Annotated in this window: 15 protein-coding genes; all 15 read right to left on the bottom strand. The window is 47.2% G+C overall.

What is annotated here, in order from left to right; all coding sequences use genetic code 11:
* Positions 1–7 precede the first annotated feature (7 nt).
* Positions 8–325 carry a hypothetical protein gene (locus tag KDM92_RS12820; RefSeq protein ID WP_212684855.1) on the bottom strand — a complete coding sequence of 106 codons (318 nt, stop codon included), beginning with the start codon at positions 323–325 and terminating at the stop codon, positions 8–10.
* Positions 325–1,857, bottom strand: coding sequence for a hypothetical protein (locus tag KDM92_RS12815; RefSeq protein ID WP_212684854.1), 1,533 nt, complete (start codon positions 1,855–1,857; stop codon positions 325–327). Before KDM92_RS12815 ends, KDM92_RS12820 begins: the two co-directional genes overlap by 1 nt.
* Positions 1,857–2,741: a hypothetical protein gene (locus KDM92_RS12810; RefSeq protein ID WP_212684853.1), complete on the bottom strand. Its 885-nt coding sequence runs from the start codon at positions 2,739–2,741 to the stop codon at positions 1,857–1,859. The genes KDM92_RS12815 and KDM92_RS12810 overlap by 1 nt, the downstream gene beginning before the upstream one ends.
* Positions 2,738–8,041 carry a phage tail length tape measure family protein gene (locus KDM92_RS12805; protein ID WP_212684852.1) on the bottom strand — a complete coding sequence of 1,768 codons (5,304 nt, stop codon included), beginning with the start codon at positions 8,039–8,041 and terminating at the stop codon, positions 2,738–2,740. The genes KDM92_RS12810 and KDM92_RS12805 overlap by 4 nt, the downstream gene beginning before the upstream one ends.
* Positions 8,041–8,256: a DUF1799 domain-containing protein gene (locus tag KDM92_RS12800; RefSeq protein WP_212684851.1), complete on the bottom strand. Its 216-nt coding sequence runs from the start codon at positions 8,254–8,256 to the stop codon at positions 8,041–8,043. Before KDM92_RS12800 ends, KDM92_RS12805 begins: the two co-directional genes overlap by 1 nt.
* Before the next feature lie 101 nt (positions 8,257–8,357).
* Positions 8,358–8,750: a phage tail assembly chaperone gene (locus KDM92_RS12795; protein ID WP_212684850.1), complete on the bottom strand. Its 393-nt coding sequence runs from the start codon at positions 8,748–8,750 to the stop codon at positions 8,358–8,360.
* A gap of 101 nt (positions 8,751–8,851) precedes the next feature.
* The gene (locus tag KDM92_RS12790) at positions 8,852–9,493 is read right to left on the bottom strand and encodes a phage tail tube protein (RefSeq protein ID WP_212684849.1); all 642 of its coding nucleotides are present in this window, start codon (positions 9,491–9,493) and stop codon (positions 8,852–8,854) included.
* Positions 9,494–9,598: 105 nt separating this feature from the next.
* Positions 9,599–9,952: a DUF3168 domain-containing protein gene (locus KDM92_RS12785; RefSeq protein ID WP_212684848.1), complete on the bottom strand. Its 354-nt coding sequence runs from the start codon at positions 9,950–9,952 to the stop codon at positions 9,599–9,601.
* Positions 9,949–10,383 (bottom strand): HK97-gp10 family putative phage morphogenesis protein, encoded by a 435-nt coding sequence (locus KDM92_RS12780; RefSeq protein WP_230408339.1) that lies wholly within the window; start codon positions 10,381–10,383, stop codon positions 9,949–9,951. The genes KDM92_RS12785 and KDM92_RS12780 overlap by 4 nt, the downstream gene beginning before the upstream one ends.
* Complete coding sequence (locus KDM92_RS12775; RefSeq protein ID WP_212684847.1) at positions 10,383–10,700, bottom strand: phage head closure protein; 318 nt, start codon at positions 10,698–10,700, stop codon at positions 10,383–10,385. The genes KDM92_RS12780 and KDM92_RS12775 overlap by 1 nt, the downstream gene beginning before the upstream one ends.
* Positions 10,697–11,260, bottom strand: a complete 564-nt coding sequence (locus KDM92_RS12770; protein ID WP_212684846.1) for a head-tail connector protein — start codon at positions 11,258–11,260, stop codon at positions 10,697–10,699. The genes KDM92_RS12775 and KDM92_RS12770 overlap by 4 nt, the downstream gene beginning before the upstream one ends.
* Positions 11,261–11,262: 2 nt before the next feature.
* Positions 11,263–11,541, bottom strand: a complete 279-nt coding sequence (locus tag KDM92_RS12765; RefSeq protein WP_212684845.1) for a hypothetical protein — start codon at positions 11,539–11,541, stop codon at positions 11,263–11,265.
* A 67-nt stretch (positions 11,542–11,608) separates the two neighbouring features.
* Positions 11,609–12,994 (bottom strand): phage major capsid protein, encoded by a 1,386-nt coding sequence (locus KDM92_RS12760; protein ID WP_212684844.1) that lies wholly within the window; start codon positions 12,992–12,994, stop codon positions 11,609–11,611.
* Positions 12,991–13,782, bottom strand: a complete 792-nt coding sequence (locus KDM92_RS12755; RefSeq protein WP_230408338.1) for an HK97 family phage prohead protease — start codon at positions 13,780–13,782, stop codon at positions 12,991–12,993. The genes KDM92_RS12760 and KDM92_RS12755 overlap by 4 nt, the downstream gene beginning before the upstream one ends.
* Positions 13,748–14,980, bottom strand: coding sequence for a phage portal protein (locus tag KDM92_RS12750; protein WP_212684843.1), 1,233 nt, complete (start codon positions 14,978–14,980; stop codon positions 13,748–13,750). Before KDM92_RS12750 ends, KDM92_RS12755 begins: the two co-directional genes overlap by 35 nt.
* Between the last annotated feature and the right edge of the window lies 1 nt (position 14,981).

Below are 14,981 nucleotides of genomic sequence, written 5' to 3'. Positions count from 1 at the left end.
CCTCTTGTTATGAGAAATAGAGTTTTTTGAGTGCCATGTTTTCCGATTCTTCAACTGGAAGATGAATAACATTAGCCACAATTTCAGGAGTAAGCGCAGGAACCTTTGTTGTGATGTAAGTCAGCGAATCCGCCACATCTTGACGGCTTAAATCAATCCACTTGCGAACTTGCACATCACGTAAAATCGCCTGAACAACTGGGTCTGTACTCATCAGAACTGCCATTTTCGCAGCGCCAAATCGGTCAAAAAATGGCCCAATGTCGATGAGATTTGAAGTGTCTTGCACGGGCTTTGCACCCGTATCAATTACGATTTCAGTCATTACGCTACCCTCATATAAAATGGTCTAGTGTTTTCCGGTGAGTCTGCAAACATGGCTTTTGCTGTGTCGGTATAAGTGCCGCCTGACACGCTTTGCGTTGCGTTTGTCGAGTTATATTCAAGGGCAACAAATGACGTACCAGTGAACGCAACCGCAGGAAAGTTCGCTGATGAAATAAAAGTTCTTGGCGTCCATGTCACACCTTGATTGTCTGATGTGTAGCAGGTCGACGAACCAAACGGATTGATCAGCAAGAAGGTGCCATTGCCAAACACTCTTAAATACGTATTGGTCAATGGAATTCCTGTGTCATTTATTGAGAAGGTCTCAAAGTCTGCGGTCGTGAAACATTTTGCGACAGCGGAACTCTGCGCCCACAAAAACGCCCCTTCACCAAATGTTATCGGTCTATCCCAAGTACCATTACCAGCCACAGCAACCGGCAAGGTTTTTGTGACAAACGTAGATCCGTTCGCTGTTTTGTAACACGTTGTTGTTGATGATGATGGTGTCAAGAACACATAGAATCCATTACCGAAACATCCAGACAAATTGGCAGCTGGCATTGTTATTGATGTGTAATTGATACCATCGGTTGTTAAATACCCTTGCGTAGTACTGGTTGTGATAATGCATCCCTGCGCGCCATATACCGCATTGACGAATACATTGGACGGAACAGTCCTCGCGGTCCAGCTACCAGTCGCGCCCGTAGTCGATGTGTAAAATGTAGTAGACGCAGCCCCACCATTGACATTCACAATCAAAAAGAATGACCCACACCAGACTGGAATACCGCTGATAGCTGCTGGAAACGTTGCTGTCGACCACGTGGCACCATAGTCCGTCGAGATTGCATAGTTTGCATCGTTGTTCGCTCGCGGCATCCCAAGAACAGTACCGGATCCATTGGATGCGAGATTGCAATTGATCATTGCAACACCCGTTTTTGACAACCAGGTTGAGCCGTCGTTGATCGTAGTCGTCGGAGCCAATGGATATGTCGCAGTTGGCGAAATAACACCCGTTTTTAAATACGTTGTGCCGTTTTCTGTAAAGCTGTTGCCACGATTTTTATTTGCGACCAAGCCGCCAATTGGAACAAATCCAGAGCCAGCATCGGGAATATCAAAAAACACCGCCCAATCTGCAAAAGTCCCCGAGCCGCCGATACTTGCGACATTGACCGTCAGTGAACCTGTGCCACTGTTGTATGCTGTGACCACGCCCTTCATAAAGTTCGCAACATTCGCAGCGCTTGGGATTTTTAGCGGCATGCCGACTGCATAGCCTAAACCTGTGCCGACTGTCAGCGTCTTTGAGCCAGTGCCGATAGTGAGCGATGTTGTGCTTGATGAGGTTACGCCAAGCAGCGATAAATTAAGCGCCGTATTTAACTCAGCTGCCAACAAATTCATAGCCTCGCCAGCAGCGGCCATTCGCTGAGTAAATGGATAGCAGTCCGCACCAAATGTTGCTGAATTTGGATCTGGAACTGGATTAAGTGATGGAATTTCGGTAGGGGTAGGCATTAGATTAGTCCTATAACTTTGATCGAAACATAAGAAATTGAGAGGTGCTGGAGCGAGATCGAATAGCTGACCAGTCCATAAACAGTAAGCGTGCTTTTGAAGCCGTTCCCACCAATGCAGACAACCGGCACCGAGGCGATTGAATCTAGCTTTTTAGAAACATAGTCAAAACGTTCGTTATTCAAAATCGCTTGCGTTGAATACTTGCGCGCATAGGCTTGCTTTTCGCGAGTGAGTTTGCCGAATTTATCTGTCGTGGCAATAGTGTGATCAATACCCTCGCGATTAAGCCCGTACTGCTCAAGACCAACATCAAGCAAACGACCTATAATCAAATGCCCTATTGCAACGGTATTTGATGGCTTAGTAATAGTTACAATGATCTGGACACCTGGAACTGGCGGCAAATCAGTCAAGGAGAACTCAGACTGAAATTCATGCTCTGAAAAGTAATAGTCTGACCAATCGCCAATCAAAGAGTAATCCGCGAGATCGAGTGTGCGCGTGTAGATAGTGACAGCATCTTTTTTCACTGTAACCGTAACGCTTGACCCTGCGATGTTGGTGCATGAAATCGAATTGACATAACTTGCATCAATCGTTGTCGATAGCGTGCTTGTTGCGGTTGTTTGCGTTTGAACTTCATCGTCAAACATTGCCCATTTGTTTGCAGGACCTTGCAATGCCCACCAAGCCGCCGATGTTGTCAAATCAGGTTGATTCCCCAAGTTACCGTTCTGCAGCGACTTGTAGATATAGTTTTCAAACGTGACTTTTGCACCAAAAACATATGTTGTGGCTGGCGCATAATCAGCATCAGCATTTACCGCTGTGCTTGCTGACACCATGCTTGATGTCACCCCAGTTGGAATAATTATTTTCACGTTATATTGCTCGCTTCAATGTTATTCGCTGTGTCTTTGGTGTTTTGGGCGATTTGCGCTAGCGCTGCCATCAATGACGATTCTAAATTCTCAACCTTCTTCGCTAAATTGGCATTCATTGAGCGAAGCTCGTTGACAACGCTTTCACCACTGTTTTGAGATAAAGCACGCACACCGATGTTTTCCAAATTCCGCGCATCTGCGTACACCGACCCGAAAGCCAAGTTGTAATCTGCGCGGCTTTTGTACTTATTCACATCCAACAATTGATTTGCTAATGTCTGGTATTGACTGATTGAGGTACTATCACCAGTCATTGCACTAACGCGTGCGATGTCATATTGGCGCGCGATCTCTTCGAGCGTTGCACCGGCTCCAAGTGTTGTTTTGCTCTTATCGATCAAAATTTGATCAGCAAAACTGCCCATCGAGTCGCGCAGCTTTGTCATGCTGTCTGTGAGCTGTTTGGTGACATCATCGACGCCAGAGAATGTGTTTAGACTCTGCTGGAAGATGTCTTGATACTGTTCTTGCGTGAGTGCACCTTTATTCAATGCATCATTTATCCGCATGAACGAAGCTTCAAACGAGACTGCGTCAAAGGCTTTCAGCCCATCCAGTAATAACGACACATCGCGCAACTGCGAACCACCCACACCTGCAAAACTCTCTTTGCTGCCTAGCAACTTGGCTGCCTGCGCTGCGTCTGCCGTGGTGATTACTGATGCTGCTTTTGCTGCTGCCTCTGCGACGATCTGTGCATTGATCAATGAGCCATTGCCCAAGTTTGCACCGCCGCTGAGCGCTGCTTTTGCGGATTGGCTAAAAACGTCGGACAATGATGTTAAGCGGCCTATGCCTGCCGTGACTTGTGCCAGTGGCGCGTTTGCCAGAGAAGCGGCTTCATTCAGTGATTCGACCGATTTGCTGATCTGGTTGAAGTAGAACGAGACAGAGTTCAGCCCGGCATCATTCAAGGCTTTTTGTGATGCTGCGATTCGTTCGCGCTGCGCTGCTTCGTTGCCGAGCAAGTCGATATTTGAGCCGACGATTTTATTTGCCGCTTCGAGCGCGGCCGTGTAATCACCTTGACTGATCTTGCCTTTGTCGAGTGACCAGCTCAAGCCATCGACAAACTTGGTGTACTCAACAACATCGCGCCCCATGCCTTCGAACGACGCAAACAGATAGTCCATTTGAGCGCCCAGCACCGATGCGATACCTGCACCGCGCCCGATGTCGTTTTGCACCATGTACGACTGCACACCCGCATCGAGCAAGCCGTTCATTGCAGTTCGAATGAGATCACTGGCAGGCAGCTTGAGTTGATCAATCAGGTTCGATTTATTACTTGCGACGATTGCGTCATCAAACACAGTCGCAATCAGATCTTGCATGACTTTGCTAACGTCTTGCACATTGAGCGCATCTGCACTCACTGAGCTCATTAAACCTTTTGCCGCATTGGCTTTCGCGAGTGCATAGGTACGATTGAATGCACCTGCGTTAAAACCGCCCGCGTCGGTGTACTGCGCAGGATTAAACGACGTGATTGACATTTGCGCTGCTAATGCAGCACCAACATTTCCAGCACGCAGCATTGATTGCATGCCGCTGGTGACTGATTCTGTAAGCGTTTTGAATGCCTCATCAGATGCTTTTTTAATTGCCTCCTGTGCAGAATCCGCAGCGCGACGATCAGCCAATATTGCTGCACGCTCTGCGTTTCCTTTTTGGATAGTCTTAGTTTTTTCCTCTTCGGCTTTCTTGACCTCTTCTGCGCTTTGTTTCGCAAAATCTGCCACCGCCTTAAATTGCGGCGCAATTGCGATCAGTTCAGCGTACATCTTCGAGCCTGATTCTGTCGCCAAATCTAGCCCTTGAACCAGCATCTTGAATTCATCAATCGTATCCACTGAAGACTGCCCAAGACGCTTCATTGTGTCTGTGACCAGATCAGCACTCGGCTTAATCTTTTCAGCTTCTGTCAGGAAGTTTTCAAAGAAGTACTGTGCACCGCTAGCTAACTTCTCGATGCCGCCCGTCAATTCAGCGAGTCTGGTAGCTGCATTAGAGCCTTCTAAGCTCTTGGCAAACTGAGTAAACCCAAACGATTTCATAACCGAATTAACATCGGTCAATCCTATCGCCAAGCGTTGCAGGGTTTGCGATGCGGTCTCACCGCTTTTTGCAAACGTTGCAATCGATGGGACCAACAAAGTTGAAACGTCGTTAGTAATACCAACGAACAAATCATTTATCAGCTTTTGATTTGCCTCTGCATCCTTAGCTGCATCGCCAGTTTTTGACAGATTGAAAGTAAAACTCTTGCTGAACGATGCGAGCGCGTCAGTTGATAAGCCGAGCAAACCAGCATAGGAGCTAGCAACTGCCTTGATCGCTTCGTATTGCGCAGATAAGCCAGCAGCATCAGCAAACGGTGTTTTCGTCTCTGACCATTTATCCGAGCGGAACAAGCCGCCTTTCGCCATATACACGTCACGCGTGGTTGCAGAGAAGCCATCAGGACCAACCGTACCCGACAACTCAGACTGTTGCAACTCAGGCGCTTTGCGACCGAATAATCTTGGAGCGATGCCAAGTAGTGCGCCGACATCAGCCGATAAGCCGCCTAGTCGATAATCGCCATTGATGGCTTTTACACCTTGGAACGCAGCAACAGCCGCCGCAACATATGGCATCATCGAGGTAACTGATGCCGCACTTTGACCGATACTGAGGCCTAGACTTGACTGCAATCCGCTGCCGACTCCTGCGCCATTCATTCCGCCGGCTATGGACGACAAGAAGCCTCCATTTGAGCCGGTTAAGTTCGCAAGTGAAGTTATGCCGCTTGATAAGGATGAAGTAAATGAAGCGCCAGCTGTAGAAAAACCTTCCCAAATAGACTTGCCAGTTGAGATCGCATCAAACGCTTGCCCTAACGGATTCGATTGAGCCGCGCCAGCCTGACCAACAGCACCCAAGCCTAATACGCCAGTCATCACGCCCTGAACTGCTAACTTTAAAACAGTCGTCTTAAACAGGTTTTTGATGCCATCCCAGAACGACTGGAAGAAGCCTTTGCCAGCTTCAAACCCGCGGTACAGGGAATCGCTTAGCCCTCTATACAAGTCATCATAGAATCGTTTTGATTCCTGCTCTAATTCAATAAGTGTTTTTTTAGCTTGATCAATTTCGATTTTCTTTAAATCGTTCTCTTGCGTTTTCTGTGCGCCAATGCCCTTGGCTATTGCAAGTTCCCTATATTCCTTTGCTTGATCGCGAAGACGTTGAATTAAATCAGTCTCTAGACCGATCGCTTCAAGCATCTGTGCGTTTTGCTCTTTTCCTGCCGCAATGTCATTGAGCTTTGCGATTTCTAGTTCTGAAATAGCTTCTTTGGTCAAACCAACTTTTTCATTGTATTCACTCTGCGACTCGATTTGCTTTCTAATTGAATCTGTCTCAAGATCCATCGACTTAATTAGATTGGCATGTTCCTCCACAATCTTCTTGGAATAATCAATATCTCGAATATTTGCATCAAGCAATAACAGACGAGCTTTTTGCTTTTCAATTTCGGACTTTGCGAGCTTGCTATTTGATGCTTGCTCTAACTCATTCAGCTTTACTTTTAATTTCTGACCTTCTGTGAGTGAAATGCCAGTCCGCAATTCCATTTCAGAAAGGGCAATGCGCTCGGAAATTGACTTACTGAGCAACTTATAGGCACTTTCCTCTCTGCTTATCGCAACCTTCTTTTCTTTGAATTGATCTTCAATCTTTTTCTCAATAGTTTGATATATTTCAAATGCTTTTTTGTACTCTTGCGACGTATTTGACAAGCCTTTTACAGCAGCACTGAAATCATTTTTTGCGGCCGCCAATGCTGCATCTTTTAATGTTTCCGTATTCTTCTTCAGATAGCCGTCATAGACCACTAGTTGATCAATCGCTTCCTTTTTTTGACGACTTGCAACACCCGCAGCATCTGCGGATGCTGCCTCAGCATTAATGCGAGCCTCAATTGTCTTGATAAGCTGCTCTTGCTCTGCGATTTCTTTTGCCGCTAAAGAGTCTTTCGAGACATTGCCAGCAGTCTGACGCATGCTTTGTAGTTGGTTTTTTGCAACTGCCAGTTTTTGAGCATCGTCAGCTGCACGACCAAAGCTAAGGAATGTATCAATTGCGCCTAGTGTTTCTGATTTAATCCCGCGCCATGCTTTCTCAATATAACCAAGATTTTCAACAATCTTTCCCTGCTTTAAATTCACGCTTTCAGAATAGGCTTTTATAGCTTCAGATCCAGCCCTTTCCTTTTCTCCACGCTCTTCAAGTGCCTTTATTTGTTTGTAAATATCGGCCGTTAAAAAATTATATTGCTGGTTCAACTCAAGAATTGCTTTGGCCGGATCGCCCTTCAATTTTTCAAATTGCGAAATAGTTTCACCAATACTCTTCCCAGTTACTGACGATGCGGAAACTATTGATTGAGATAGCTTTTGAATTGATTCAAATGAAAATTTACCAGACTCAGCAAGCAGGGTCACAGCCTCGCGAGATTCTGAAAACTTACCAGTGATAAGCCCTACTTTTTCGGCTACTTCGTTAAGTTTTGCTGACGTAGTACCAGCATAATTGCCGCTCACAATAAGAGATTTTTGCAATGCCTTAGACTGCTCATTGCCGTAGTAATAAGCTGCGCCAAGAGCCGTTGCAGCTGCCGCAGCAATCGTAAAAGGATTGACCAATCCTGCGACGTACCCACCCAAAGCCTTAGCAGCATTACCAGCGCCACCAAACATATCTTTTAACTGACCGCCTTGTTGCAAGAAAACAGTCAAAGGAGCCTGGCCGCCCTGTAAGCTAGTGATAATGTCTGTGAATTGCGCAGGGATACTGCGCATTGCTGCAGATGTTTGCGCAGCAGAAATGCCGACCTTTGTTTGTGACTGCTGAACTTTTTCTAACTGGTCAAGATAAGGACGTAGGGCATCAACAGACACGCCACGCTGATTCGCTAAAGCCTCGTAGTACTTAGTGCTGGTTTTCGAACCAGCCTCCATAAGTGCCGTTGCGCGCTGGATAGACGCAACAATGCTTTTCGTTGATTTATCAACCTTCGCTGCACTTGCATCGCCGCCATTACCGATTTCGCTTAGTCCGGTGCCTGCCTTCTTGCCGGCATTGCCGACAGCTTCGGCCATACGGCTAGCGCCCTTCTCAACTTTGACCAGTGCTTCGTCTGCATTGGTCGTGTCAAGTGAGACCTCGCCTTGAATTTTTAAGTCAGACATTAGTCATCGCCTTTATTCATTTCTTCAAGTGCCGCTAGTTCCATCGTCCAAATGTCTTCAAACATCTGCTCAGCATCTTCTTCACTGAGCTTCATACGGTCTATTCGTGCCAGAACTACTAGGTGATTTAGTCCTGTACGCCCACCCGCCGCGACATACCATTGGGTTTGCAGTTGGGCGAATAGGTAGAATGCGGCCTGATTTTCAGGCCACACTTCAACGTCAACAGGTTTGTTTTTTGCCGCGATTGCGGCGAGAAATGCATTTGCCGGAGCGGCTTTTTCTTCGCTTGAATAGAAAGCCGCCGCGACCCTTCTTAGTTTCCCAAGCGACCTTCAGTGATCGCCAAACGATATGAATCGATGATCTGCAAAGCGACACCTGGCAATTCATCGCACAACTGAGCAACGCTGTCGCGGCTGAACTCAATATCCAAATTCCAGCCATCAGCCACTTTCATGATGTAGTCAGCATTGACGTCGAGAGTTTTCTTTAACGCCTCAGCGAGACTGAATTTCACATCTGCATCGTCTTGACTTGCAGGCTTTACGCCCGCGTCGTTGAATAACTCATCAATGAAAGTACCGAACTCTGTGCGAGTGCGATACTTGTAGCTCATTTCTACCGAGCCTTCGCCGCCTTCCAGCATCGTTACAGTGATCGTTTTTTTGAAGTTCTTTGGGCGTTTGCCGAGGATAATTTTTGCCATGATTTTTTACTTTCGCGAGATAAAAAAGCCTGTGCCAGACCACCGCTCCCCGCGAAAGGAAGACGGCGATCTGGTCAGTGCAAAGGAGAGCTTCCGCTCGATTAGTAGGAGATGGAACGACCGAGAATCGTCAATGCGGCATCGACGGTATTCACCTGGTTGTTATTGAGTTTTGGCATTTCAGAAACACTCATATAGCCGTAGCCATACGTCACCGCGCCGCCAGAAATAACTTGCTTGAAAGCGACTTTCGACAAATTGCGGCTAATGCCAACCATGGTGATATAGTTCGCTTGACTTGCATCGTGGGCGAGACTCAAGGTCACTGACGTGGCATTAAAACCAGTTGGGATCTTGATGCCGTTACGCTTGGACAATGGATTCACATCAGTGAAACGGGCATCACCACCTGAACCGCTGATTGTTAAAACTTGCGGAATGGTTGTCCAGCCACTTATTTTTTGCGCGGTACCAGCACCGGTGCCAACTGGATAGAAGCCAGTATTAGTAGTGTCCAAACCTTGAATTGAAAAACTATTCGCATCAATGCTTGTGACACGCCAAACGGTATCAGTTGCGTCCTCCCAGCCAGAAGTCAGCAAGATTTCATCGCCTGTTGAGTAGCCGTGAGCCGTGCACGTTGCTACAGCTGGATTGGCGTTTGTGATTGCGGTAATTGTCTTTGCCGCAGCTAATGTATTTGAGAATTGCTGAGAGCTACCCTCAGGGAAAAAATAAGCCATTTTGGTTCCTTTGGACGAAAAAAAACCGCCTTTCAGCGGTCGGTTGCGCCCATAACGGGCAATAAAAAAGCCACCCGAAGGTGGCTTAACTGGTTGGCTTTCGCCTTATCTGTTGCTGTAAATCGAAAATCTTTGAACTGAACCGTAGAGCCCCGTATCAGGCTCTTTCATTGACAGCGGCTCACCTTCGGGTGTGCAGACAAATTGACTCGCAGCACACAGCGCATCTTCAATCTGCCGAATTAAATTTAATGCCTCAAGTCGCGTTAAGCTCCACACGCTGACTTGCATCAAGGTATTGCGCTTGTCACCTGCTTGGTTATTTAGAAACCTAATCGACTTACCGCCGATTCCTTGCCATGTTGCATAAGGCGCTGTCGTGCCTTCTGGCGCCACATCGGGATATACTTTTGGCGTAACAGTCTTGATGACCGCGTACAAATCAACTTCGAAAGTCATTTCACAAGACCTAGAAATTTTGTTTTCATTGCGGCTGCTGCCACGTCTTGCTTGTCGTGGATAGCAGGTCCGAGAAATGGATGCGCGGGAGCGCGGCTTGTGCCGAACTCAACCATGAATCCGTAAGGTGCTTTCGTATGATTCCAACTGATGTGATACGTTGCTTTGTTTTCTCCGCTATTGGATTTGGAATAGACTTGGTAAATCGAATTTCGCAGATTACCGGGCGAAAAGAAATATCTCTTTCCAGTCTTCTGATACGAGGTCCCGTAAAAAAAATGAGCGCCGCTACTTACCGGAACATTTAGCCGCGCTTGATCATAAATAACTTGTGCGCCAGCTTGCGCCGCTGGTCGCGTTGCCGCCTGAATCTCGCCAGCTTTCTTGCGCAAGGCACTTACAAAGCCAGACGTATCCATTTTGATGTTCATCACTTGACCACCTCACAAGACAGATCAACGTGATCGCGACCCACCTCATCTGGCAATACTGCTTTAATTTGATACGTGATGCCGTTATAAACAACGCGCATTGCTTCGGTAATGTCTTGGCGATAGCGAATGCGAATAGATGCCTTTGATACACTTACCTCTGCATCAGCTTTAACCGACTCAACGCCATTTAGAAACCTGATATTTGCCCAAGTGGTCGCAAATGGCGCCCAATCCTGTATCTCCTGCCCGATTGAATCTTGAGTCGGACCAAAACTCTGAATTGTGATCTTCCGATTAAGCAAACCCGCTTTCATATTGCATAGACCTTGTAACGATCAAGCATTCGATCAGCAATGCCGAGCGAATATGTTTGACGGTCAGTTTCAAGCTCGCGATTCGCGAACAATGCGCCGACACATAATTTGATCCATGCCACGATAGGCGCAGGAACACTTGCAGCATCAGCATAGCCACATGAAAATATGACCTGCACACTTTCAGCCTGATCTCGGATTTCAGGCCACGATTGACCGTAAGCGAGTTGCACCGAGGCTTCGTAGTCGCTACCTAAAACAGTTTGATACACACTTGGATCGAGCGTTGTCAAAGTGCCTGACGTGTTCACGTACTTCACAGAATCAACAGCCGTGACGGTTGGCATTTTCAGCAGCAGATCATCGAAGGAATTGGTCATCAATTGCCACTTTTGCGGCATGATTGCGCGCCCCATGATGTGTTCTGCGCTTGCTGTTGCTGCATCGATTAAGGCATCAATTAACGACTCTTCAACACCAGCATCAATGCGCAAGTGCTCTTGTATCGCTGAGAGAGTCACTGGCTTTAATGTTGGCGCTGTGTGAAGACGTAAGGACATCTTTATTCCTTGCTGGATTTTGTTTTCTTAGCTGGAGTTTGCTCGGCTGGAGTTTGCTCGGCTGGAGTTTGCTCGGCTGGAGTTTGCTCGGCTGGAGTTTGCTCGGCTGGAGTTTGCTCGGCTGACTTCTGCTGCGCATCGTCAGCCTTCGCCCAACCTTCGCCTACCGCAACGCTCACCATTTCTGAATCTTCGGTGTCAATTTCATCGCCAGCAACATAGTCAACGCGATTGCAACCGTTGTGCCAGTAAGTAAAGTCTTGCAGAATTATGATTTTCATATTTACTACTCCTAAGAAAAAGCCCCATTGCTGGGGCTTTTTTTGATTGGCTTAATTCAGGCTTAGATTAGGAAGCTGCGATTTTCAACAGCTTGATTGCCTGCGTATTGCGCAACTTGCCGCCAACACGCTTGCGAACATAGAACTTCACGAAGCCAGGTGTAGTGATTTCATCGCGAGTGATACGCATACCAACACGATCAGTAATCAAGTAACCTTCTTTGAAGTCACCGAAAGCCAAGGAGAATGCGCCAGCACCAACCGCAGGCATATCTTCTGCCTCTGTGATGCCATAACCCATGAATGTAGCTGGTTGACCAGCTGTCAGAGCTGGTTGCCACAAATATTGATTTTGGCTGTCTTTGTATTTGCGCAAGGCGGCCAATACCAATTTAGATGTAACGAACTGAGCGTTTGCACGATAGCGTGCACGCAAAGAGTAGATCAGATCGTAGAAAATATCGGCAGATGTTGGCAATGCAGCCGCTTGACCTGATGCGATGTATTGCAGCGTACCAAATGCACGCGCTGAATCTGCTGTTGTTACTGGAGTTGGCCCCGCTAAAAAGCCTGTAGGCTTTTTAGTGCCGTTGCCAGAGACGAATGCAATACCTTCACCTTGTGCCATTGCTTCAGCGGCAGAGTTAATCAGCCAATCTTCGACATTGAAAAACAAGTCATCCAAGGATTCTTCAGATGCTTGGGGTTTAGCAGATGCCGTGCCGAATGTAGGCGCAACTTCTGCCAAGTCTGGCGTATTTGTCTGATTGCGAGGGTCAGTCTCACCAACCCATTCAAAGCCAGCGCCATTTACATCGAACAGCTCTTTATAGTCGACGCTACCAACAGTGCGAACCGTTGCGATTTGACGGATAGGGGAAATATCAACGCTCAAACGCTGGATTTGACGCTCGATGATTTCAGGCAAAGCAAAGCCACCAGCAGAACCGGTAGATGTTACAGTTTGAGTAGAACGAGTCTCGCGGCCATCTGCCTTTGATTTAGCCTCAAGCGCTTTTGCTGCTGCACTCGCCTTTTGTTGACGCTCATGATCAGAAGGTGCGCGCATCCAATCCAAGAATGCATGGCGATATTCAACCGCTTCGCGTGTTTCGTTGCTTTGCTTTTCTTCATGGAAAACACCTGGGCGTGCAAGCTTGGTTTCCATCTTCTCCAAACGGCTTTTTTGCTCGTTCAAAGAATCAATTGCTTCATCTATCTTCGCCAATTTGGCGTCAAAATCGGCGGTAGACTTACCAGACTTGATCGCTTCTAAGCGAGCGTCGTTAGTCTTCTTGTACTCGTCAAAAGCTGTGGCGATCTTATCGAGTGAATCAGCGACATTCTTAATGCTAACGTCTTCGCGTTTTTCGTATGCCGCCGCAATACCGATTGCGGTCAACATTGCCAATTTTGCGCGGAATGCGCTGTAGTGCTTATCAATAGTTTTCATGATTTTCCTTTAGTGGATGTGAGGGAATTAAGCAGCTTGTTTGCTGCCTTCATTGCCACGGCGGTCGAATCAACGGAATCTCTCCGCACTTCTCCCATCCGCATGACTCGCGACACAAATGCCGTAGAGTCCGACTTGCTGAAACCTGCATCACGCAAGATTCTTTCAGCATCTTTTGGTGTAGCCATGTCATCAGATGATTTGACATTGGTTACACGAGCTTTTTGATTCGCGGGAAAGGTCACAATAGACACTTCCCACAAGTCAATTTCTTTTAGGCGGCGAACATCGGCGCCGTCAACGGTAGCGTAATCCCAAGACTTTGAAACAAAGCCGATTGAAAGACCGTTCAGTGCGCCGATTTTTAACAGGGCGTGAGCTTCTTTGCCTTTTGTAGTGTTCAGCTCAAGCTTTCCTTTGATGAGCAAGCCGTTTGAATCCTCGACCATATCAGTCCAAACACCGATGGGCTCATCGGCATCATGCTGCCAAAGCATTGCCGGCATTGTTCCTGCTGCCTTATGTTCTTTTAGGCTTTGGGTGAACGCACCTTTCAAGATCACATCATCGTAATTGTCGCGAACGCCAAACACGGAGCCGTAACCCTCAATCGTGCCATCTTCACCAGTTGACTTTATTTGCAAAGAAAACGATCTAGTTTCGCGGCCACCAGAAACATCTTTTTTCTCGGGCGCACTCATCTTCTTATGTGGCGCATTGATTTTACTGGCTGGATTCTTCATATTTTTTTGATCAAGCGGTAACGTCTTGATTGGCAGTGTTTGCATCATTTGTTCCTTTGCCTTGCGTCATATTTAAAGGCGTAAGCGGCTCATCGAGTCCGGTTAATGGGTCTTTTCCTTCTTCGTCGCGGATTTCATTTCTGGTATAAATGCCCATTTCAGCCATCGTTCTAGCCCATTGAGCACGGTCTTTCATGGAGCCAGCACGCATGTAGCGAGTGTCAAACTCTGCAAACAATGGCCCCGAACCATCCAACAAGGTTTCATCGAGTCTTTGCGTCCATGCACGATGCCAAGGTGCTAGGCAATGGATCAAATGCGCGGCAAAGAAAGCCTCAGAGCTTGCAAATGTGCTTGTCTTGTCGCTGTGTCCGATCATGATCGGGAACACGCCGTAGCCACGGCATACTTCTTCAATTTGGAGCCTGCGAGTCTCTACGTGCTGAGCATCAACGCCACTAATTGATGTACTAAGCCACTTTGCACCGCGATCCATTACAAGTGGATTGCCTGTATTGCTTACGCCTGAATTCTTCTTAATCCAAGCCGTTAAGCGTTCGTGTTGCTCAGCGCTTAATGTTCCTTCCACTGAATAAGTACCACTCGGACGCAAGCCATTTTTATGCATCGCTGCTTGGCTTTGCTCTGTAGCCATGGCAAGACCAATTGCAGATCGAGCCAAAGCAACGGCATCCATACTTGACGCCCAATCCCACTGAACACCATGGATAAGGAAAACGTCTTCTGGCTTAAACTCGCCAATCAACCCAAATTCGTCATAGCAGCGATAGCGGATCTCATAACGAGATATTTTGTGCATCGTCCATTGATCTGGCGGAACAGGAATTAATTCACGGACGCGCCCGTTATCGCCGCGAACCTTTATTGATAGACCAGTACCAGTCAAAGCAGCGTGAACAGTCATCAAACGGCGCCATTCAAAGGACGTTTGCCACTCATTAGCACGTCGATTTAATAGACGATATTCAGGAATATTCATTGCTTTTTGGCGCGTTACTCGATCACCGTCCTTGATTTCACGATAAACGTGCAATGGTGGAGTTGCGCACCCATCCGCAATAACTTTCACGCATGCCAGCACAGTAGATACTTGTAAAGCGGTTTTTTCGTTGACCGATACGCCAGCAATTGTCACTCCACCATGACCGCCGATTAAATCCGCGACCTGGTCGTAACTGAGCTGGGCAGACTTACGCCCCAATATACGATCAAGAAATTTCAAT

Source organism: Affinundibacterium baiyunense (assembly GCF_018139645.1).
GTDB lineage: Bacteria > Pseudomonadota > Gammaproteobacteria > Burkholderiales > Burkholderiaceae_D > Undibacterium > Undibacterium baiyunense.
Note: the sequence above shows the minus strand (reverse complement) of the source record. Positions and strands in the feature narration are given on the sequence as shown.

What these genes read in the sequence shown, in the direction of transcription:
- KDM92_RS12820 (WP_212684855.1), bottom strand. Translation starts at nt 325, where the DNA reads ATGACTGAAATCGTAATTGATACGGGTGCAAAGCCCGTGCAAGACACT.
- KDM92_RS12815 (WP_212684854.1), bottom strand. Translation starts at nt 1,857, where the DNA reads ATGCCTACCCCTACCGAAATTCCATCACTTAATCCAGTTCCAGATCCA.
- KDM92_RS12805 (WP_212684852.1), bottom strand. Translation starts at nt 8,041, where the DNA reads ATGTCTGACTTAAAAATTCAAGGCGAGGTCTCACTTGACACGACCAAT.
- KDM92_RS12795 (WP_212684850.1), bottom strand. Translation starts at nt 8,750, where the DNA reads ATGGCAAAAATTATCCTCGGCAAACGCCCAAAGAACTTCAAAAAAACG.
- KDM92_RS12790 (WP_212684849.1), bottom strand. Translation starts at nt 9,493, where the DNA reads ATGGCTTATTTTTTCCCTGAGGGTAGCTCTCAGCAATTCTCAAATACA.
- KDM92_RS12785 (WP_212684848.1), bottom strand. Translation starts at nt 9,952, where the DNA reads ATGACTTTCGAAGTTGATTTGTACGCGGTCATCAAGACTGTTACGCCA.
- KDM92_RS12780 (WP_230408339.1), bottom strand. Translation starts at nt 10,383, where the DNA reads ATGAACATCAAAATGGATACGTCTGGCTTTGTAAGTGCCTTGCGCAAG.
- KDM92_RS12775 (WP_212684847.1), bottom strand. Translation starts at nt 10,700, where the DNA reads ATGAAAGCGGGTTTGCTTAATCGGAAGATCACAATTCAGAGTTTTGGT.
- KDM92_RS12770 (WP_212684846.1), bottom strand. Translation starts at nt 11,260, where the DNA reads ATGTCCTTACGTCTTCACACAGCGCCAACATTAAAGCCAGTGACTCTC.
- KDM92_RS12765 (WP_212684845.1), bottom strand. Translation starts at nt 11,541, where the DNA reads ATGAAAATCATAATTCTGCAAGACTTTACTTACTGGCACAACGGTTGC.
- KDM92_RS12760 (WP_212684844.1), bottom strand. Translation starts at nt 12,994, where the DNA reads ATGAAAACTATTGATAAGCACTACAGCGCATTCCGCGCAAAATTGGCA.
- KDM92_RS12755 (WP_230408338.1), bottom strand. Translation starts at nt 13,782, where the DNA reads ATGCAAACACTGCCAATCAAGACGTTACCGCTTGATCAAAAAAATATG.